Source organism: Methyloprofundus sedimenti (assembly GCF_002072955.1).
Lineage (GTDB): Bacteria > Pseudomonadota > Gammaproteobacteria > Methylococcales > Methylomonadaceae > Methyloprofundus > Methyloprofundus sedimenti.
The window spans coordinates 64,999-85,509 of sequence record NZ_LPUF01000002.1 but is presented as its reverse complement, the minus strand read 5'-3'; the positions used below and the strand labels follow the sequence as shown (position 1 = coordinate 85,509).

At 39.0% G+C, this 20,511-nt stretch carries 20 protein-coding genes and 2 pseudogenes; 16 read left to right on the top strand and 6 right to left on the bottom strand.

Translation table 11 applies throughout. From position 1 onward, the window contains the following. Window positions 1-457 precede the first annotated feature (457 nt). The 3 genes and pseudogenes from AU255_RS13290 to AU255_RS13280 form a co-directional block, all read right to left on the bottom strand. Window positions 458-2,161 (bottom strand): glycosyltransferase family 2 protein, encoded by a 1,704-nt coding sequence (locus AU255_RS13290; RefSeq protein WP_080523431.1) that lies wholly within the window; start codon window positions 2,159-2,161, stop codon window positions 458-460. Continuing rightward, on the bottom strand, window positions 2,154-3,635 hold the full coding sequence (locus tag AU255_RS13285) for a glycosyltransferase family 2 protein (protein ID WP_158083124.1): 1,482 nt from the start codon (window positions 3,633-3,635) through the stop codon (window positions 2,154-2,156). Before AU255_RS13285 ends, AU255_RS13290 begins: the two co-directional genes overlap by 8 nt. A 231-nt stretch (window positions 3,636-3,866) precedes the next feature. Further along, window positions 3,867-4,031 (bottom strand): annotated as a pseudogene (locus AU255_RS13280) (IS3 family transposase); the annotation flags it as partial. A 331-nt stretch (window positions 4,032-4,362) separates the two neighbouring features. Here AU255_RS13280 and AU255_RS13275 point away from each other — a divergent pair. The 16 genes and pseudogenes from AU255_RS13275 to AU255_RS13195 all read left to right on the top strand — a co-directional run bounded on the left by AU255_RS13275 (window position 4,363) and on the right by AU255_RS13195 (window position 17,889). After that, the gene (locus AU255_RS13275; RefSeq protein ID WP_080523429.1) at window positions 4,363-5,409 is read left to right on the top strand and encodes a methyltransferase domain-containing protein; all 1,047 of its coding nucleotides are present in this window, start codon (window positions 4,363-4,365) and stop codon (window positions 5,407-5,409) included. A 5-nt stretch (window positions 5,410-5,414) separates the two neighbouring features. Further along, window positions 5,415-6,092, top strand: coding sequence for a TIGR04283 family arsenosugar biosynthesis glycosyltransferase (locus AU255_RS13270; RefSeq protein WP_080523428.1), 678 nt, complete (start codon window positions 5,415-5,417; stop codon window positions 6,090-6,092). Further along, window positions 6,092-6,775 carry a TIGR04282 family arsenosugar biosynthesis glycosyltransferase gene (locus AU255_RS13265; RefSeq protein ID WP_080523427.1) on the top strand — a complete coding sequence of 228 codons (684 nt, stop codon included), beginning with the start codon at window positions 6,092-6,094 and terminating at the stop codon, window positions 6,773-6,775. Before AU255_RS13270 ends, AU255_RS13265 begins: the two co-directional genes overlap by 1 nt. Window positions 6,776-6,795: 20 nt before the next feature. Further along, window positions 6,796-7,752 carry an arsenosugar biosynthesis radical SAM (seleno)protein ArsS gene (gene arsS, locus AU255_RS13260; RefSeq protein WP_080523426.1) on the top strand — a complete coding sequence of 319 codons (957 nt, stop codon included), beginning with the start codon at window positions 6,796-6,798 and terminating at the stop codon, window positions 7,750-7,752. Window positions 7,753-8,041: 289 nt separating this feature from the next. Further along, a complete protein-coding gene (locus tag AU255_RS13255; RefSeq protein ID WP_080523425.1) occupies window positions 8,042-8,455 on the top strand; it encodes a MerR family transcriptional regulator in 414 nt (137 codons plus the stop codon). Window positions 8,456-8,686: 231 nt separating this feature from the next. Further along, window positions 8,687-9,378, top strand: a pseudogene (locus AU255_RS21440) (mercuric transporter MerT family protein). A 14-nt stretch (window positions 9,379-9,392) separates the two neighbouring features. Then, a complete protein-coding gene (locus tag AU255_RS13240) occupies window positions 9,393-9,851 on the top strand; it encodes a putative iron-sulfur cluster-binding metallochaperone (RefSeq protein WP_143735967.1) in 459 nt (152 codons plus the stop codon). 760 nt (window positions 9,852-10,611) lie between these two features. Continuing rightward, the gene (locus AU255_RS13235) at window positions 10,612-10,866 is read left to right on the top strand and encodes a Tn7-like element transposition protein TnsE (protein ID WP_080523424.1); all 255 of its coding nucleotides are present in this window, start codon (window positions 10,612-10,614) and stop codon (window positions 10,864-10,866) included. 357 nt (window positions 10,867-11,223) lie between these two features. Then, window positions 11,224-12,351, top strand: coding sequence for an FAD-dependent oxidoreductase (locus AU255_RS13230; protein WP_080523423.1), 1,128 nt, complete (start codon window positions 11,224-11,226; stop codon window positions 12,349-12,351). Next, the gene (locus AU255_RS13225; RefSeq protein WP_080523422.1) at window positions 12,344-13,327 is read left to right on the top strand and encodes a glycosyltransferase family protein; all 984 of its coding nucleotides are present in this window, start codon (window positions 12,344-12,346) and stop codon (window positions 13,325-13,327) included. Before AU255_RS13230 ends, AU255_RS13225 begins: the two co-directional genes overlap by 8 nt. Window positions 13,328-13,339: 12 nt before the next feature. Then, window positions 13,340-14,131, top strand: coding sequence for a glycosyltransferase family 2 protein (locus AU255_RS13220; protein ID WP_080523421.1), 792 nt, complete (start codon window positions 13,340-13,342; stop codon window positions 14,129-14,131). After that, the gene (locus AU255_RS13215; RefSeq protein WP_080523420.1) at window positions 14,121-15,431 is read left to right on the top strand and encodes a hypothetical protein; all 1,311 of its coding nucleotides are present in this window, start codon (window positions 14,121-14,123) and stop codon (window positions 15,429-15,431) included. Before AU255_RS13220 ends, AU255_RS13215 begins: the two co-directional genes overlap by 11 nt. Window positions 15,432-15,436: 5 nt before the next feature. Next, the gene (locus AU255_RS13210) at window positions 15,437-15,805 is read left to right on the top strand and encodes an EamA family transporter (protein WP_233144672.1); all 369 of its coding nucleotides are present in this window, start codon (window positions 15,437-15,439) and stop codon (window positions 15,803-15,805) included. 8 nt (window positions 15,806-15,813) lie between these two features. After that, complete coding sequence (locus tag AU255_RS13205) at window positions 15,814-16,590, top strand: NAD-dependent epimerase/dehydratase family protein (protein WP_080523418.1); 777 nt, start codon at window positions 15,814-15,816, stop codon at window positions 16,588-16,590. Beyond that, entirely contained in the window at window positions 16,590-17,390 is an 801-nt protein-coding gene (locus AU255_RS13200; RefSeq protein WP_080523417.1) for a sugar phosphate isomerase/epimerase family protein, read from the top strand. The genes AU255_RS13205 and AU255_RS13200 overlap by 1 nt, the downstream gene beginning before the upstream one ends. Then, a complete protein-coding gene (locus tag AU255_RS13195) occupies window positions 17,383-17,889 on the top strand; it encodes an ElyC/SanA/YdcF family protein (RefSeq protein ID WP_080523416.1) in 507 nt (168 codons plus the stop codon). Before AU255_RS13200 ends, AU255_RS13195 begins: the two co-directional genes overlap by 8 nt. A gap of 219 nt (window positions 17,890-18,108) precedes the next feature. Here AU255_RS13195 and AU255_RS13190 read toward each other — a convergent pair whose 3' ends face one another. The 3 genes from AU255_RS13190 to pstC are packed head-to-tail and all read right to left on the bottom strand — an operon-like array spanning window position 18,109 to window position 20,460. After that, complete coding sequence (locus AU255_RS13190; RefSeq protein WP_080523415.1) at window positions 18,109-18,993, bottom strand: phosphate ABC transporter ATP-binding protein; 885 nt, start codon at window positions 18,991-18,993, stop codon at window positions 18,109-18,111. Continuing rightward, a complete protein-coding gene (gene pstA, locus AU255_RS13185; RefSeq protein ID WP_080523414.1) occupies window positions 18,990-19,826 on the bottom strand; it encodes a phosphate ABC transporter permease PstA in 837 nt (278 codons plus the stop codon). The genes AU255_RS13190 and pstA overlap by 4 nt, the downstream gene beginning before the upstream one ends. Beyond that, the gene (pstC, locus tag AU255_RS13180) at window positions 19,819-20,460 is read right to left on the bottom strand and encodes a phosphate ABC transporter permease subunit PstC (protein ID WP_269844814.1); all 642 of its coding nucleotides are present in this window, start codon (window positions 20,458-20,460) and stop codon (window positions 19,819-19,821) included. The genes pstA and pstC overlap by 8 nt, the downstream gene beginning before the upstream one ends. Between the last annotated feature and the right edge of the window lie 51 nt (window positions 20,461-20,511).

Below are 20,511 nucleotides of genomic sequence, written 5' to 3'. Positions count from 1 at the left end.
ATCTAGTTTATACTGATTCATTTACTGATAGCCATCAAAAAGATGGGATATTTTAAAAAAGTAAATTTTACCTATAATCAACCCTAAATCATGCATCAATCCTTTTATTTATCAAGACTTGACCATCTAAGGTTTTACACGGCGAGCCTGTTCGTTTTTCATCACTTTAGCGGAGGTATTCAAAGACCTAACACTATTAACCTAGAAACCGCAGTTGACCGCTATAAAAAACTATAAGTAACTGAATATAAAATATAATGATCGTAAATGCTTGTCACCTGTTGGGTGACTATACTCCGCTTCACGGTTTTGTGGATAAATCTGAGCACGAAATACTGCGTTACAGCTCTTGCCAAGGGATACGGCTATTGCTTGCAAGCTGTGTCTTGCATACTCATATTTTCCACAAAATCCGTACTCAACTGCAGTTTCCAGGATTATGGGCAATAGCTAGGCGTTAATATGAAAAAATATTCCTTAATAATTTAAACGATAATGTATCGTAAGCGTTAAATACACCGAAGCGTTTTAAATGCAGTTCTGAGGGACTTATAAAACTGATAGATTCATCATATATAGAAAAATTGGGATTATAAAAAGGATCTTCTTGATTAAGCTTGTTTCTCCACTGCGTCCAAAGATGAATAAAATCATCTTCTAGCCATAGCTCATCTCGTTGTGGACAAGGTTGAGAAAAACTTGCTTGTGCAAGAACAGCAACCTTATGATTTAGCTTGTAGCTATGCCCTAGCTGCAAGGCAAGGTGTACATCAAAGCCATTACTTTTATATTGAGTATCAAATAAACCTGCCTCCATAAACAACTCTTTTTTAACAGCTAATAACTGCCAGGGGACTGCGGAAACCTCATGGTTAATTCCCATCCAGCCGCCATAACCCAAATCATCTGCATTACAAGAGTAATGCCAGCGTCCAGCACAACCTTTGGTACCTAAAGTTAATCCACAGCTATGCAATTTCCCATCGCTGTATGTAAGCTTTCCAGTTACTAAACCAGTATTTTTACGGATACAGTGCCCTAATAATTCATCAATACACAAGGGCTCTGGTTGTAAATGACCATTAGCAAAAATAAGTAGATCACCCTGTGCTTTTCTGGCTAATTGATTAAGACGAACAGGAATGGTTTTACTGATATCTGCACAAATTAAAATTTCATCATCTTGATGTTGCTGCCAATTAAGTTTGCTTTCTTTTATCTGTTTTTCTTCATCAACCAGAAGGAGAATAGATGTTTTAGGTCGCTGTTTAATTGGGTAGCTTAAATTATGATTGCCGGCAAACACAGTAGGTTTAATAATCGCGTCCAATTGCTGTCTTTGTATATAAGCTTGTACTGCAGCCCGTCCTTTGCTATGGGCTTCTGGCTTGGCTTCTGCACCTGATGCTAAAGAACCACTATGTATGCGCATGTGATACAGCACGTCAGGTATATGCTCGATTTTTGAAGTGACCTCAATCGCTCTTAATAACAAATCGTAATCTTGTGAACCATCGTACTGTCTGTTAAGTCCGCCAATCTGCATAAAAAGCTTACGGCGCATAACAACTGGGTGATGAATATAATTAGTGCAGAGAAATTTTTCCAGTGAAAACTGAGGCTTAAATCCAGGATGCAGACGTTGATAATTCTCATCAAAACGATCTTCATCAGAGTATATTATGTCTGCTTCTGGTTTAGCTTGTAATCGTTGGGCAAATGCTGATAACGCATAAGGATCTAATAGATCATCATGATCTAAAAAAACCAGAAAGTCTCCTTGCGCAAGATCCGCAGCACGGTTAGTAGTTGTTGAAATACCAGATGGCTGGGCTTGTAGGCTAATGCTAATCCTGTCATCAAGTAGCTGATTTTTTTTTAATAAATCCAGGGTTTCTTGCCTGGAGCCATCATCCGCTAAAATTAGCTCCCAATTTTCAAAAAACTGTGCCCGAACCGAATTTATACAGTCTTGTAACCAATGCTCAAGTGGGTTATGGACAGGAACAACAATGGAAAATAATAAACTGGAATGACTACGCAAAAGGTACTTTTCTGGTGCTTGTTGTTCGCGTGTTTCACACCATTCACGATAACCGCCGGCAAGTTCCCCTGTACCTAATTTAGGCGCGGCAACCGGAGGAATATAATGGTCAGTCATTATTCTTTAATCTGGCAAAAGGCTGACCAATTTCCGGGTCTATACCAATGTATTTAAGCAATGCTTCTGCTTCCGCAGGTGGTTTTCCTGCTGGGAATGGTTTTCGAAAATGATTAATGGTTAGCAGGGCCATAAATAGTCCAACCGGCAATGAAAGTAGGTGTGCAACTACAGCAAGATAAGGACGATTAGCAGCCATAAATAATTCATCGTTATGAAATATCGTTGCATATTTACCGCACATTGCGGTGGCTCTTCTAGCTTCCATATTGGCATCAGTAACGACTAGGTCATACTTTTTATTCAATAATGTAGGGAGTATTTTTAAAGGACTAATAAAGCCAATTTTTCTGGCATAAACTTGATTGTAATTTGGATTCGCCTGATGATGCTCTACTCTACTTTCATCACATAAAATATCAATTGATGCTGAACATTTTAATTTTTTTAATAACTCAATGATAGCGGGTTCAAAATCTTCAATACTAATATCAATCAAAATATTTTTTATATTTTGATTTTCAAAAAAGGATGACTTTACTTTTGTTCTGTCTTTTGCAAAAGTTATCCAGGAATCCCAATTACCAAATTTTCCTTTCCAGGCATCTTTAAATGCATCCAGTAAGCTTTGTTTAATTTCATAATCACCAATAAGACCGCTATAAAAAATACGTCGATGCAATCGCATTAAGGCCGTAAAAAGTGATTTTATCTGTCCGCTTTTTCTGTGGTTTGAAATCAAGCGTAATCCATTACGTTGAAAAAAATATAATCGCATAGGAGCAAATGGTTTTGCCCAGGGAAAGTCATGAAATGCTTTTGCAGTTGTAACACATGCCCCTTTTTTAGCAAACCGGTGACGCAGTCGCAGACAAAGATCAACATCATCACTAAAAATAAAATAAGACCAGTCCATCACTCCCATTTCCCTTAAAGCATCTGCTCTTACCATTAAACAACAGGCACTTGCATATCCAATATCTATTACGGCAGGTAACTCAGGGTTTACATGAAAACGATACCAGGCTTCAACTGGATGGGGCAGATTAAAATCGACATCTCCTCCCGCCTCTTGCAATGTATCAGGTTGTGAGGTGATATATATCGCGGGCGCAGCAAAAATGTAGTCTGGATTGGCATCTAAAAAGTCAGTTAACTGAGCGATACAATCTGCTTCAGGGAAAGCATCATCATCAATAAAAACAAGATATTCACAACCGCTGGACAACGCTGCCAATGCCGCACAATTAAAACCGCCGCATCCACCTAAATTACTGGAACTGGCTAATAAAGAAACTGTAGGAAATTGATTCCTGATAGCCTCAGCAGCACCATCAACACCATTATTTTCTGTAACAAAGGTTGGTATTTTTTGCTGTTCTAATGTCGCGATAAGATTCAATACTGGCTCACGATGGTTGTACGTTACGATTGCAGCAGCGACTTTAGGCACATTAAACACGGTTGGTGACATAAGCAAGGTTATTTCTATTAATGATGAAAGAGAGTATTTTATCGAATTGTGAGTTTTTTTTTTGAAAGTTTGCAACCATCTGAGCCTTTTAGAATAAGTAACTGAATATAAGTAAGAGCAACACATTGAAAGATAAGAACCAATAGGTTCAGTATCGATTGAAAATTAAAAGTACAATACTTGCTTTTGCATCGACAGTAACTGAAATGGTTAAGTTTTTATAGAAGGATTTTAAGCCGCTTTTTTCATTTCATTTGTGCTTTGGTTTGGAGTTTTGTAATCAATTGCAGAATGTAGTCTTTTATAGTTATAAAATCTAATATAGCTCTCTACTGTGCTGACAACAGATTGGTAATTAATAAAGCTTAGGTCATTATTCGTTACATTTTTTAGAGATAACAGTAACTGCAGACATAGCCTATCTTTTGATGCGCTTTGTTACCACCTGGTTATCACATGTTATGTAGTAAACATGAATTATATTTTTTGCGATATCCAGACCAATTACGCTATATTATTCATCTTAGATACTTTTTTTCTACTCGCTTAATTTGCTGCATTTTAGGGTAAGGATGAAGTGAGAGGGAGCAAATGATCATTACAAAACAAATTAATTTTCACTTGTTTGTAAGGAATTCTTTATCTTTACGACTTAACTATTAATTTTTCATAAAAAACGCGCTTTCAAAAGGATTTCGGTCGCGTCACTATTTATTCCGGAGTTTACATGAACGACACAGCAATCAGTGAATCAGTACAAAACTATTATGGACAGGTCTTGCAATCCAGTCAGGACTTGAAAACCAGCGCTTGCTGTACATTAGACTCTGTCCCTGTACACTTACGCCCTTTATTATCTGACTTGCACCCTGAAGTCGTTGCCCGTTATTACGGTTGCGGAACGCCTTTACCACCTGCTTTAGAAGGCGCTACGGTCCTGGATCTTGGTTGTGGCACGGGACGGGACTGTTATTTATTGTCACGTTTAGTCGGTGAGTCAGGTCATGTAATTGGTATTGATATGACTGAAGAGCAACTGGCAATTGCAAAAGAGCATTGTGACTGGCATGCGGAGCGCTATGGTTATGCGAGGTCTAATGTTGAATTTAAGCAAGGCTATATGGAAGATTTAGCAACAGCCGGTATTGCTGATAATTCGATTGATCTTGTGGTTTCAAACTGTGTAATTAACTTGTCACCCGATAAGAAGCAAGTATTATCAGAAATTTTTCGGGTATTAAAACCAGGTGGAGAGATTTACTTTTCTGATGTCTATGCCGATCGGCGTATACCAGAGGCACTTAAAATAGAACCGGTCTTATTAGGCGAATGTTTAGGCGGGGCATTGTATTGGGAAGATTTTCGCCGCGTGATGCAAGAGCTGGGGTGCCCGGATGTACGTGTGGTTAAAGAAAGTCCTATTGCACTGGAAGACCCGGAGGTAGAAGCCAAAATTGGAATGGTCAAGTTTCGTTCGGTCACCATTCGAGCTTTTAAAATGGCACTGGAAGATCGCTGTGAAGATTTTGGCCAGTTAGCTATATATAAAGGTACTATCCCTGATTATCTGCATGCTTTTGATTTGGATGATCACCATCACTTTGAAAAGGGTAAGCCTTTGCGCGTGTGCGGCAACAGCTATGATATGTTGGCATTAAGCCGTTATGCCGAACATTTTGATTTTTTTGGTGATAAATCGATTCATTTTGGTTTATTTGATTGTGCCCCACCGAATACCGCTTTATCGCTAGAATCCGGTTCTGCGTGTTGCTAATAACGATGAGCGCTTTTAGCAAACTCAGTATTGTTATTCCGGTAGGCCCTGGTGACAATACCTGGCAAAATCTTTTAACAGCATTAATGCTATTGGGCTTGGATATTGAAATTATTTTATCGGCTTGCCAGGCTCAGCCGGAAAATTTTGATTTGCCTGATAATGTGCTTTGGCTACAGACTGCACAAGGACGAGCCAGACAACTCAATGCGGGAGCAGCAAAGGCTTCCAGATCAGTAATCTGGTTTTTGCATGCTGATACACGTTTTACTGCAGGAGTTATTGAGGCAATGCAGAGCTATATAGAAAAAGATGAGCTAAGTATGGGGTATTTCAATTTGAAATTTGCTGATGATGGTCCTGAGCAAACACGCTTAAATGCCTGGGCTGCTAATATCCGTTCCCGTTATTTTGGTCTGCCCTTCGGCGATCAAGGATTTGTTATTAGCAAGGCCATTTTTGAACAATTGACTGGTTTTGATGAAACCGTCTCAATCGGTGAGGATCTGGACTTTGTTGTACGCGTGAAGGCGAGAGGGATTACTCTGCAAGAACTCCCCGCTGCATTACTTACCAGCGCCAGGCGATATCAACAACATGGCTGGCTTGCAACCACCATTCGACATGTTTTCTTAACCTGGTGCTTAACACGACAGGCAAAACGTCGTCTGGTATATTCCTGATGAGTGGCGCTATCGCTGTATTCGTTAAAACGCCCGGATTGTCGCCGGTAAAAACACGTTTGGCCGCTACCTTAGGCAAAGAAACTGCCGAAGCCTTTCATCTTGCTTCATCTCAATCAGTTACCTCGGTGGCTCAGTCACTAAGCCAGCAGGCCGATATAAAGAGTTATTATGCAGTGGCTGAAGAATCCGCCTTAAATCATAGCTATTGGGAAGATTTACCGTGCTTATGGCAAGGCGAGGGCGGCTTGGGTGAGCGTATGGCGCATATTTATCAAAGGCTATTAAACAAACATGATTTTGTCATACTGGTTGGTGCGGATATTCCCCAAATGACCACTGCAGAACTGCTTGACGCAGTGAGCTGGTTGCCCCATGAAAAACAAGCACGTTTAGTCTTTGGTCCCAGTGTTGATGGCGGGTTCTGGGTATTTGGCGGCAACTGTCCTGTACCGCAAAGTTTATGGACGGATGTCGTCTACAGCTCAGCCGATACTGGCGCTCATTTTTTCAATAAAATTGATCAACTCGGAGATGTTAAGACTTTAGCCGCTTTACGTGATGTTGATGAAGTCAGTGACTTACTCCCGTTACGCGATGCCTTGCTGAACTTACCAGATCCATTACCGGAACAATACGAACTTATCCGGTTTTTAGATGTCTTACCGGCATGCTTTTCCTGAATATTAAACGATAAATCAAGATGCGCGACGTTAAACCTTTACTACTCAAGAGTGATTTTCCACAAATTCGCCGTGGGCGCTTAAGTACCTTGCAAATGAATCTGGGTTACCTGTGTAATCTGAGTTGTACCCATTGCCATGTCAATGCAGGGCCTAACCGGACCGAGTTGATGACTCGCGAAACTATGAAAACGGCGTTACAGTTCGCCGATAAATATCAGCTCGAATATCTTGATTTAACCGGTGGCTCTCCAGAAATGAACCCCGAGTTTCGTTGGCTAGTGCAAGAGGCGAGAAAACAAGGTTTACATGTGATGGATCGGTGCAATCCGACCATTCTAGTCGAGCCTGGCTTTGAAGATACCGCTGAATTTCTGGCTGAACAGCGCGTTGAAGTCATTGCCTCGTTGCCCTGTTATATGGAAGACAATGTTGATGCCCAGCGTGGTAAAGGCGTCTTCACTGCATCGATCAAGGCCTTAAAAAAACTTAATGCCTTAGGTTACGGTCAGGCGAACAGTCATTTGACCCTAAATCTGGTTTTCAATCCACAAGGTATGTCTCTGCCAGCTCCTCAATTGCAACTGGAAGAGTCTTATCGCCATTTTCTAGGCGAGCATTTCGACCTGCATTTTAACCAGTTGTTTACCATTACTAATATGCCGATCCAGCGCTTTGGTGCGGTGTTGTTGGCAAAGGGTCAGTTCGATGACTATATGAACTTATTGAAACAGTCCTACCAGGCAGAAAACCTGGCACAGGTGATGTGTAAAAGTCTATTAAGCGTAGACTGGCAAGGCTATGTTTATGATTGTGATTTTAATCAAATGCTGGGTATGCCACTAACAGGTGAAACGACGCACTTAAGCCAGTTACTGGAACAAATGCCTGAAGCGATGTCTATTAGCGTTGCAGATCATTGTTATGGGTGTACGGCGGGGCAGGGCTCCAGTTGTACGGGGGTGTTAACGAACTAAGGAACGTGCATGAAATAGCTTAAACATGTTAAAAATCTGTAGGATGGGTAAAGCAATAGCGTGCCCATCAAGCTACCCCAGATAGACTGATGGCTGTACTATATAAAGATGGGCACGAAAAAAACCTTTGCCCATCCTACAAGTTGCTCATATTATTTCGTGCATGTTCCTAAGTTATTTTTATTTTGTCATTTTGAATCACTAGTTACCGTGAGTTATAAGTTTTCAGCAATTAAATGTCTGATTCCGAGTGTTAAAATAATAGTCAGCCACAGGAGCTATAAAACGCATGGGCATGACCATAGGTAAACTGGCAAAAAAAGCTGATGTCACAATAGAAACGATACGCTATTATCAGCGTATCGGCTTACTGCAAGAGCCAGCTAAACCAGAGCAGGGGTATCGGTCTTATCCAGAGGAAAATCTTATAAAAATACGCTTTATTAAGCGCGCGCAACACGCCGGTTTTTCACTCAAGGAAGTCGCAGAAATAATAGCTTTGAGTGATAACAAATGCGCAGATGTTAGACATATAGCGGAACAAAAAATAGCACATATTAATCAACAAATTGATGCCTTATTGAACTTGCGTAATAATTTGAAAGAGCTAATCAAAGGGTGCCAGACAGACAATTCAACAGGGCATTGCACTCTGATTGAAACACTAGCAAGCGATAAATTCGATCTAAAATCCAGCCAATAAGCCATTTTTTCTTGACTCTGTTCTATGGAACAGAGTTTAAGATGCTTTTGGATACTTTTTGCTTCGCACTGTTCGTTGACAGGGCGTAGTTAACCGGAGTTCGGCTTAATTCATAGGATGCTGCTGAGGTACGGAGCGCATCAAGCATAACGATGCATCTCCTGCGTCGGCACCTATCAATATATCAGTGAAGCAGCCGTAATTTATAACCTGGAAACAAGGCTGGATATGATGAAAAAACAACAACCCGAATCAGCTAAAAATCCTGTCTGGATGGGGCTGGCAGCTTTATTGACCGCAATTGGCGCATCTGTCTGCTGTGTTGTGCCTTTAGTCCTTTTATCATTAGGGATTGGCGGCGCATGGATAAGTTCTTTAACTTCTATGGAAGCGGTCAGGCCAGTTTTTGTTTTCTTAACCTTGCTGTTTATTGGCCTGGGATACCGGCAATTATATGGGCAGCCGGATCAGTGTGACGTGGGCAAAGTTTGTGCGTCCTCAGGCGTAAAGCATAAGCAACAATTATTATTTTGGCTGGGTTCAGCGCTGATATTGCTGTTGCTGGCCTTTCCCTGGTATGCCCCATTTTTTATGGAATAAGGAGAACAATAATGACGAGAAATACCATTTTGTTAACGCTAAGCTTATTAATAAGTCCTTTTTTAACATCGTTATTGTATGCCGAAGAGCCAACGCAAATCAGCCAGAAAACAGTGACACTTGAGGTGCAGAATATGACCTGTGCCATGTGTAAATATACTATTAAAAAAGCACTGACAAGTGTCGAAGGCGTGCACAAGGTTGAAGTTGATTTTGAGAATAAAATAGCCACAGTAAGCTTTAATGCGGACATCACCAAGATTGATGCATTGGTCAACGCGAGCACTAATGCGGGTTATCCCGCGACCGTTTCTCTTCAATAACAGAGGCTAAAAATATGTCTGATTGCTGTGCAAAAAAATCAGAAACTACCCACTCATATGCTTGCCCCGAGTGCCATCAGTTCGGTAAAAGTATCAGCTTAAAAACGCTATATCACAATGTCAGATTTCCAGAAAATCAGCAGATTTTAGCGGATAGTTATTTTTATTGCGCAAACAAGAGCTGTGCCGTTGCTTATTTTTCAATAAGCGGAAAAATTCTTGCTCAATATTTATTAAGCTCTGCTCAGGCTCAGGCTATTGAAGCAGATAAACTTTGTTATTGTTTTGATATTTCAGCGGCTCAATATCGTTCAGCACTAAAAGATAATATTGCTGAGCGAGTCAAAAACTTTGTCATAGAGCAAACTAAAACCGGCCTTTGCGCCTGCGAGATAAGAAATCCATCCGGGCAGTGTTGCCTGGCAAAGTTTAAGCAGATTGATAAAAAGGTAACTGGCAACGCAAGTGAGTAAATGCGCTTAAAATAATTTCTTAATACTTTGCGGAAGAGGTCGTTATCTCCGAAGTCTTTTAACCTGGAAACCGCAGTTGACCGCTATAAAACATTATAAGTGACTGAATGTAAAATATAATGATCATAAATGCTTGTCACCTGTTGGGTGACTCTACTCCTCCGCTTCATGGTTTTGTGGATAAATCTGCGCACGAAAGACTGCGTTACAGCTCTTGCCAAAAGGGCTACGGCCATTGCCTGCGCGCGGTGCCTTGTCTTCCACACTCAGCTTTTCCACAAAATCCGTGCTCAACTGAGGTTTTTAGGATAATGAAGAGGTACAATACGGACAATAGTTAATTTCGCTTAATTGATTGTGGGTATTGCCTGATAGCTCTTTTGCAGCTAGTATTTCTTGATGGACTGGCAGTTGCGTTGTCTGACCTAGCTAATGATGAAAATCTTGATTTCTAATAATTAGCCTTCCAATTTATTCTCATGTTATCCAGTAGCATAGTGCAAAAATATATATGCATGGTTATATAGAGCTGGAAATACCGTCTATAGATATTGAATATTTACCGGAGATAACAACTAAATGTATTTTTACAACAACAAAGGATGCAGTTAGAGGAAAGGCGAATGAGTAATCAGAATCTGGTAACAATGTAGAGCAGACCAGTTTAGCTGAAAACTCGGAATCTGGAAGGATACCTCTGGCGGAGATTAACCCGTTAAAGAATCAAGAAAATGAAAAAAATTGAGAAAGTAAATTTAGAATGCTTACTGATATTATCTCGGAATTGACTAAGCATCAGGAAGTTTTAGAGCTTACAACTCAGGTTTTACCCTTGCCAATAATTAAGAAACGTAAGCATGATCTAAACATAAACGGCACTTCACGGTACTACTTGCATGTGGAGATTATTTTGGGGAATATAAAGATAAAACATATATTAGCGATTGAGGCCTTTGATGAGGTGCTATCTATCAGTACAAAGGGTGTCGAGTTCAAAAATAATATAAATGATTAATAATCAAATTAACTGAGTAATTGGCGCAACAGTTAAAAAAAATCATTGGTGTGGGATAAAAAGAGGCATTAATCATCCTCAGGTTAAAGTTGATAGTGATGAGGTCATCAAAAAGTGGAATGAACGACTTTATGCGGTTATTAAAGTTTCTTGATGTACTGGTTTTGTATGGATCTTAGTTTATTTTGCTCAATAATAAAAAGACGATTGAGTAACTAATAATTCTTTGGCCTTATGTCTATTGGCGAATTAACCTATGAGTTAGCTAAAAATTGCGGTGTTTCCTGTGTTTTAGTGTAAGTCATTGGTCTTCAATTAAAGTCTAAATGTGCATTTATCAAATAAAATAGAAAAACTGTGATCTCAAAAAAAATATTAATCATAGGTGGTGGTTTTTTTGGAATGTATCTGTCTGAATATTTTGCGAGACAGGGGCATGAGGTAATGCTTTCTGAAAAAGAAGATAATTTCATGCAAAGGGCTTCGTATGTGAATCAAGCGCGAGTGCATAATGGATATCATTACCCTAGAAGCATGCTGACGGCTTTACGCTCAAGAGTTTCATTGCCAAAATTCTACGCAGAGTTCAGAGATTGCATTGATGATACGTTTGATAAATATTATTTAATTTCTAATATACAAAGTAAGATTTCTGCCAATCAATTTGAGAACTTTTGCCGTCGCATCGGTGCTGTGTGTGAACCAGCTCCACATAAAATAACATGTATAGTTGATCCACATTATGTGGAAGCGGTTTTTACGACTAAAGAGTTTGCATTTAATGCAGAAAAATTAATGCATACGATGTTAGATCGTATAGGAGATGCTGGCGTTCAATATCATCTGAATCAGAAGATACAGTCTGTAAGAGAGGTGAACGGTAAGTTACTTATACACGCCTACTCATTATCAGATGAAATTGAACTAGAGCCTATTGCGGTTGATGAGGTCTTTAACTGTACCTATTCAATGATCAATCAAGTTATTAATGATTCTGGCATAGATATGATTCCTTTAAAACATGAGTTAACAGAAATAGCATTAGTTAAAGTGCCTGATGTGCTAAAAAATGTAGGGATAACCGTTATGGATGGTCCTTTCTTTTCTGTTATGCCTTTTCCTGCGCGAGGTTTACACTCATTCAGTCATGTCCGTTATACTCCGCATTACGAATGGCATGATACAAATAGCGGGGGTTATAGAGATGCTCATCGGCATTATGACCTAATAACTAAAAAAAGTGCTTGGCCCTATATGATTCAAGATGCTCAGCGTTATATTCCATTATTATCAGAATGCAAATATGAAGACTCAATATGGGAAGTAAAAACTATTTTGCCTAGTAGCGAAACTAGCGATTCTCGGCCCATTTTATATAAACCTAATCATGGCTTAAATGGTTTTCATAATATTATGGGTGGCAAAATCGACAATGTATATGATGTGATAGAAGTAATTGAAAATACAGGGCTTATAAATGGATAATACAATTCAAAAAATAGAAACTTTTGTTTCGATAGTGTTGATATTCGATCATGTAAATAGTGATACTTTTGAAGTATATTTGAAACTATTACAGCAATATTTAGATCAACGCTATAGTGATTATGAGATTGTCATTATCGATCAAACTATAGCGCATGCCCCCACTCTGATTAAACCTAAGCTCTTAGAAACTATTTCATCAATACGCTGGATAAAACTGGCGTTTCCGGTTGAAATTGATGTGGCTTTATGTGCGGGCATTGAAAATGCCATTGGTGATTTTGTTATACTAATACGCCCTACTATTGATCCCATTGAGATTATTGGAGATATGGTGGATGACGCTTTAGAAGGTCATGATGTTATCATCGGTATTGCTAAATCCCCTCAAACCACCGGGTATAAATTAGCCAGACTATTAGGTAATAAGCTATTGTGTTCTATTGGGTATCAGATACCTAAGAATGCGACACCAGTTCGCTGTCTCAGTCGAAAAGCGATTAATACAATACTAAACACAAGGCAATTTAATCATCAGTTCTTTGCCAAGGTAGCTAAAACTGGATATCCCACAAAAAACTATCACTATACTTTGCTTAACCCAAATATGTTGAAAAAGAGGACGTTGATTTCAGGGGTTACCCAGGCATTAGAGGTGATGATATTTAACTCAACAAAACCTTTACGATGGATCAGCCTTCTCGGCATAACGGGGAGTTTATCTGCGTTTATTTTTGCCGTGTACAGTATTGCGATAAATTTCATTAAAGATGACGTGATTGAAGGCTGGACATCTATGGTTTTTTTCTCCTCTTTTTTATTTTTCATCCTATTTATTATTTTGGCTTTTTTAGGCGAATACTTAGCTCGCCTTTTAAATGAAAATAGTAATCAAAAAAGCTACTATATTTCTAGTGAAGAAACTAGCACCATAATGCTTGAAATAGATAGATTTAATGTTCAACATAGATCCTAAAGGTTTTAATAAATGAAGTATGAACAAGAAAAGTGGGATTTGCCAGCCTTTGAAAAACAAGAATTTTCACCTAAACAACACAAATACTGCGTGTGTATCTTTGTTATTAATGAAGGTGAAAAGTTTCACAAACAATTAAATAATATGAAATATCTTGCTGATGAGATTGATATTATCGTGGCTGATGGTGGTAGCAATGATGGTTCAATGGATCATGAGAAATTAAAAAGTTTTAATGTTAATACACTATTAGTTAAAAAAAGTGCTGGAAAATTAGGCACTCAAATGCGTATGGCTTATGCATGGGCATTAAAACGTGGATATGAAGGTGTTGTAGTTATCGATGGTAATGGGAAAGATAGCTTTGAAGATATTCCTGGTTTTATGAGTAAGTTAGATAAAGGGTATGATCATATTCAAGGATCACGATTTATTCCAGGAGGGCATCATGAGAACACCCCGCTTTCACGATTGATTGGGTTAAAGGTTCTACACGTACCTCTTATGTGCCTGGCATCAGGGTTTAAATATACGGACACGACTAATGGATTTAGGGCTTATAGTGCTAAACTTTTATCAGACCCTAAAATTTCGATTTTCAGAGGTGTATTTGATGGCTATGAGCTGCATTATTATTTGGCGGTTAAGGCCGCAAAGCAGGGATTTAAGTGTATTGAGATTCCTGTCACTAGAAAATACCCTGCTACGGGTAAAGTGCCTACGAAGATTAGCCCAATTCGAGGGAATTTACAGGTTATTGTGCGGTTGGTGAAGGTGGTTATAGGGAAGTATGATGAGAAATAAAATATTTTTTTTAATTAGTATAGTGATACTTTTTATTAGTTTTCAATTCAATTTTTTAAAATCGGTTCCTGCGGGGCATTTCTCTTCCTTTCAATATGATTCTGAATCTTTAGTGATAGGTCGGTTAGTAGAATCAAAAATAAATGGGGTTTTTAGTAATAATGGTCAATTAGGTTATGCTTCTGTAGATAATTTAAAGTACGGTGATCCGGATTTTTTCGGCGGTGGTAAAAAAGCTTTTTTAAATTCAAATATACCTTTTTCATACAATAAATATAACTCACAATTTGGTTTTCAAGGTGTATTATTTAGTGTATCTGATAAGATATTGAGTATATTCGATATTCCTGTCGAGTATCACTTGAAAATATTTCATGCAGCTACATCATTATTTTTAGTAATTATATTATCTAGTATCCTATATGTATTTTCCATTGAGTTTGGTTTGCTACCTGTTGCGATAGCTTTAGCAGGAATTGCTTGTTCAGACTGGCTTATTTTATTTGCTAGAAATCTTTATTGGGTTGCCGGTTTTTGGTTTTTTCCAATGTTAATTGTTTTGTGGGTGCATTATAAGGAAAAAATAAATAACACTTTTTCTTGGGACCTGACGGTAATAATGGTATTTACAGCAGTTTTTTTAAAGAGCTTAAGTGGGTATGAATATATTAGCACTATATTATTATCAATGATTGTACCTATAGTGTATTACGCATTAATAATGAAATGGTCATGGATGAGATATATTCAGAGAACACTAATTATAGGTGTGGCAGGTTTATGTGGTTTTATTTCGGCTTTTTGCATACATTTATGGCAATTGTTTTTAGGAACTAAGGATATAACGAAAGCTTTTGAATTGATTTATCAGCGAGTTACTATTAGAACTTTTACTGATCCTAGTAGCTTAGATACAAATTCAATAGATTTGGCCTCCGCAAAATCTGATGTTATAACTGTTTTACTGACGTATTTAAAAGGTTCGTCTTTATATGGACATTTTTCATTTTTATTTTTAATCTCAGTTATTGCCGTAGCAAGTTTAATAGGGATTATATGTTTAATAAAATGTGATTCATTACAGTTCGATAAACTAAAGTTTAAAGCTCTTTTAATTACTACATGGGTTTCAATATTAGCACCTATCTCTTGGTATGTATTAGCTAAAGGACATTCTTTTGTTCATGTGCATATGAACTATGTTTTATGGTATATACCATATATTATTTATGGTTTTATATTGGTCGGGTATGTAGTAAATATTACTATAAACAAATTAATTTCCTCGATGAATAAGTAATTATGTTGACTAATATATTAATAATTTTGTTAAGTCTTTTAATGTCCTCAACTGCTCATGTGGTTCTAAAAAAAGGCATGATGACTCATGCTTTAATCGCTGAAAAGCCTGATGGAATTATTGGTTTAATATGGACTGTAGGAACAAACCCGTGGGTGTTGGGAGGTATGTTTTTACATGTAAGTGCTTTAGTTGTTTGGCTGTGGGCATTAAGTAAGGTAGATATTAGCTTTGCATACCCTTTTTTAGCGTTAGGTTATGTACTTGTTAGTTCAATGGCATGGCTTTGGTTAGGCGAAGAGTTAACTCCCATGAGACTGCGTGGTATGGGAATAATAATTATTGGTGTTTTAGTGTTAGCAAAGGCTGGGTAAAGACAAATATGAGAACTGCATTAATAGGGCATACTGGTTTTGTTGGCAGTAATTTAAAACAACAATATGAATTTACAGATTTTTATAACTCAAAAAATTATAAAAAAATGTGTGGTCAAGAGTTTGATCTTGTCGTCTGCGCTGGCGTATCAGCCGTAAAATGGATGGCTAATAAGGAGCCAGAAACTGATCTCGCTAATATTAAAGCACTTGAGGAAGTACTTGCGAGTGTCAAGGCTAAGCAGATTATTCTTATTTCAACAATTGACGTGTACCCCGTAACACAGAGTAAAGACGAAGATTTTGATTGTACTAGTATAAAAAACCATGCTTATGGAACTCATCGATTAAAGTTTGAAGCCTTTTGTGATAACCATTTTAGCAATTGCATTATTGTTAGATTGCCTGGCTTGTTTGGTAATGGCTTAAAGAAGAATGTTATCTTTGACCTGCTTAATGATAATTGCCTGGAAATGATTAACGTTAAATCATCTTTTCAATTTTATTATTTAAAATATCTTTGGCAGGATATTAAAAAAGCCGTTAAGAATAATATTAAGGTGATCAACCTCTTTACAGAACCTGTACCGACTAATGATATAGTCACGAATTTTTTTCCATCTAAGGTTCTCGGACAAGAAGCTGTTCCAGAGGGTCACTATAATTTATATTCAAAATATGCACACCTATGGGGAAATACAGACAATTATGTCTACACTAAAACTGAAATGCTGCAACAGCTTGCAGAGTTTATTGAAGAATATAACACTCAACAGGACACATAATGAAACTTGCTATTTCAAATATTGCATGGGAACAACACGATGATCCTTATATTTTAGGGCTTTTAACAGCTAATGGCATTACAGGTATAGAGGTTGCTCCTACTAAGCTCTGGGCTAATTGGAGCGGTGCATCACATAAAGCAGCTAGCAAGTATCGAAAGGTTATGATGGCAAAAGGATTTGAGCTTCCTGCAATGCAGGCTATCCTTTTTGGTAAACCTGAATTGCAGCTTTTTGATAAATCTTCACATATCGCTTTTTTAGAGCATATAAAATTGGTCGCTGATTTAGCCGATGGTTTCGGTAGTAAGGTTTTAGTTTTTGGTGCACCAAAAAATAGAAAACGGGGACAAACTTCCTGCAGTGAAGCAGCGGATATTGCTGCCGAATTTTTTTATAAAGCGGGTGAAATATGTTTGCAGCATGATTGCTGCATTGGTTTGGAGCATAACCCGGTAGAGTATGGTTGTGATTTTGTAACTAATGTATTGGATGCTAAAGAATTAGTTGAAAAAGTTAATCATGAAGGATTTAAGCTTCATGTTGATTCTGCTGGACTGCATATGTGTGGTGGTGACATTGCAGAGTTGATAAAAACGGTAGAAGAGTTTGTTCATTATCACATTAGCGAGCCTATGTTAGAACCTATAATTAACGGAGAGGTGAATCAAAAAGAAGGAATTGATGCGCTTCGTGCTATTAATTACAAAAATTGGGTTTCCATAGAGATGAAACAGCCTTCCTCTGTGGCGTTGCTAGAAAAATCGCTTCAATATGTTAAAGATATAGTTCATGGATAATCACTTAACTATCTGCGCTATTTTAGGTGCAGGAAATGATGATGCGGGTAATATAGATAGTGATGCGATTCAGCGATGTGACTTGGCAGTTGAAATGCTTACCAGCAATAAACAGACACAATTGATTCTATGTGGTGGGTTTGGTGATCATTTTAATATTACAGATCAACAGCATTACAAGTACCTAAAAAAATATATTGAAAGTAAAAAGAGCAATTTTGAGGGGGCGATTTTAGGTTATGTCGATAGTTATAATACGATTGATGATATACAAGGAATTAACACGCTGCTTCAGCCTCTAATATCCAATAGTATAAAGCTAGTCATTATCACTAACGACTACCATGTACTTAGAGCTTCTATACTAGCCAAAAAAAATATTACATCAGAAAATGTAACTGTACAATTTCTATCCGTCAGTTCATTAAAAGACGTTACATTGCTCAGTAGTCGATTAGAGCATGAAATTAGACGGATAAAAGAGTATTTGAGTGAGTAGTAAGTCGGTTTGCTGAGAGTAGAGTAGTATTTTATTTCCTGTTTATCATGACAACATTATAGAGTCTAATCATTAAGCTTTTTAAATCCCTATTTAAATAAATTAACCCCCGGCCGTCTATAAAAAACGCTGGAATCACTTAAATTTGTATTATCCGAAATGTATCATAATAGTCACTGTATATCTGCAATGTGAAATCCAAGCTGAATCTGATAAGGACTAGCCGCGACTCCCATTCACATAAGCCGCCGTTAATTCGTGTGCTGGGGATTCAAAGATTTGCTGACACTGTCCGAACTCGATTAAACAGCCGGCACGCTCGCTGACCCAGAAAAATCCCGCGTAATTAGCAATCCGTTTAGCCTGAGCCAGATTATGGGTCACGATGATGATGGTATAACGCCCCTGTAAACGTTTAATTAAATCTTCTACCACGGCTGAAGACAGCGGGTCTAAGGCACTACAGGGCTCATCCATTAATAACACTTTTGGCTGTAAAGCCAGGGCTCTGGCAATACATAAACGCTGTTGCTGGCCGCCGGATAAAGCGAGTGCGGATGAATCCAGGCGGTCTTTTACTTCATCCCATAAACCGACATCTTGCAAAACCTGTTGCACAATCGCGTTTAATTCACCGCTTTTATTGGTTCCGTGTTCACGCAGGGGCAGCTCAATATTACGCCGGATAGATAAAGGGAAGGGCACGGGTTTTTGAAAAATCATACCGATATCGCGACGTAAATTTAATACATCTAAGCGTGGATCACGTAAATCGGAGTCATTAAAACGAATATCCCCTGTGACCTGACAGTCAGGAATCATATCGGTTAAGCGATTTAAGGTCGATAGAAAACTGGTTTTTCCGCAACCTGATGGCCCGATAAGCGCGGTAATACAACCTGCGTAAATATCCAGAGTAACATTTTTTAAGGCAGGTTTAGAGCCGTAGTTGAGTGATAAATTGTTAATACTAAATAAAGTTTTCGGTACACAGCAAGAAGGTCCGGTTTGTATAGGTCCTAAAGTATAGCTGTCCTGCACAGTTTTGTGTTTGGCCGGGTCTAGCGGCATTACTGATTCTGTTTCTATAAATATGGGCTTCATAAGCGGATAATTTTCCTGTGCATCCAGTGATTAGCCAAGCTAGTAGAAACACTGTTGATTATAAATAAAAGCGTGATTAACACTAATGCCGCTGCATTAGCGTTAGCATCACCGCCGGCGACATTCATGGACAGATCGTAAATATGTATCGATAATGCCCGCCCCGAATCCATTAATGAATCGGGCATGCGATCGACATAGCCACTGGTAAAGATCAGCGCGGCCGTTTCTGCCCCCGCTCTGCCTATACCTAACATTAAGCCAGCAACAAGGGCAGGGGTGGCTGCTGGCAAGAGTAAATGTAATAAGGCAGCGCTGCGCGTCATGCCCAAAGCCGTGGTCGATAGTCGATAATCATTAGGTAGCGCGCGTAAACCTTGAGTAGCTGTACTAATTAAAATCGGTAACACCATACAGGCCAGTGTTAAGCCACCCGATAAAATGGAAAACCCTAGGCCTAAATAAATGCAAAAGAATGCATTACCGAATAAGCCAAAAACGATAGAGGGAATGCCTGCCAGCACCTCTAAACTGCGTTCAACAAAAGCAGCAAAAACGCTTTTTTGTGGCATGAATTCAGTAAGCAGAATCGCAGTGCCTAAACCTAAGGGGGCGGAGGTTGCCATAGCAACCAGTAAAATCAACCCCGTTGACACGATGATCGAGCCGATTCCGCCGGAACGTCCTGTGTTTTGAGGTGCTTCGATAAGATATGACCACGAAAGGCCTGCCAGGCCCTGACGCATAATATCTATCAGTAAGCATAAAAATACCGCTGTTACCAGCAACGCGGATAGCCATATTAACAAAGTTGCTACGCTATCTTTAGACATATACTGAGCGCCTTTTCAATAGTTCAGCACTGCTGACTAAAAGTAAAACCATCAGCATTAAAGCCAAGCCTGAGACAAATAAAGCGGCACGATGATCGCCCATCGCATAAGACATTTCCAGGGCAATATTAGCAGTAAGTGTACGCACCGAATCAAATAGACTGTGCGGCAGTTGGACCACATTACCCGCTACCATTAAGACGGCCATGGTTTCACCGATCGCCCGTCCGGCGGCTAACATAATGCCCGACGTAATGTTTGAATGCGCAGCGGGCAAAATAACGCCTTTGATCATCGCCCAGCGAGATAAACCGAGTGCTGCCGCGCCTTGATGATACGCAATGGGAACAGCAAGGAGCGCTGCATCAACGCTTAAGGCAATAGTGGGCAAAATCATCAGCGCCAGTATTAACAGTGCCGTCAATAAACTCACGCCGGGGGGATGCAGTTGCGCGATTAAAGGCGCCAATGTGGTTAATCCCCAAAGCCCGTAAACGACAGAAGGAATACCTGCCAGTAATTCAATTAAACGTCGGTACCCTGTGGCGACGGCTGGTGGCGCATAATAGCGACTGAATAAAGCAGAGGCAATGCCAAGTGGTGTGGCTAGCAACAAGGCACCCAGCGTGGATATTACATTTCCCGTATTAATGAACTGAATTTTAATGTACTATAGCTTTCCCAG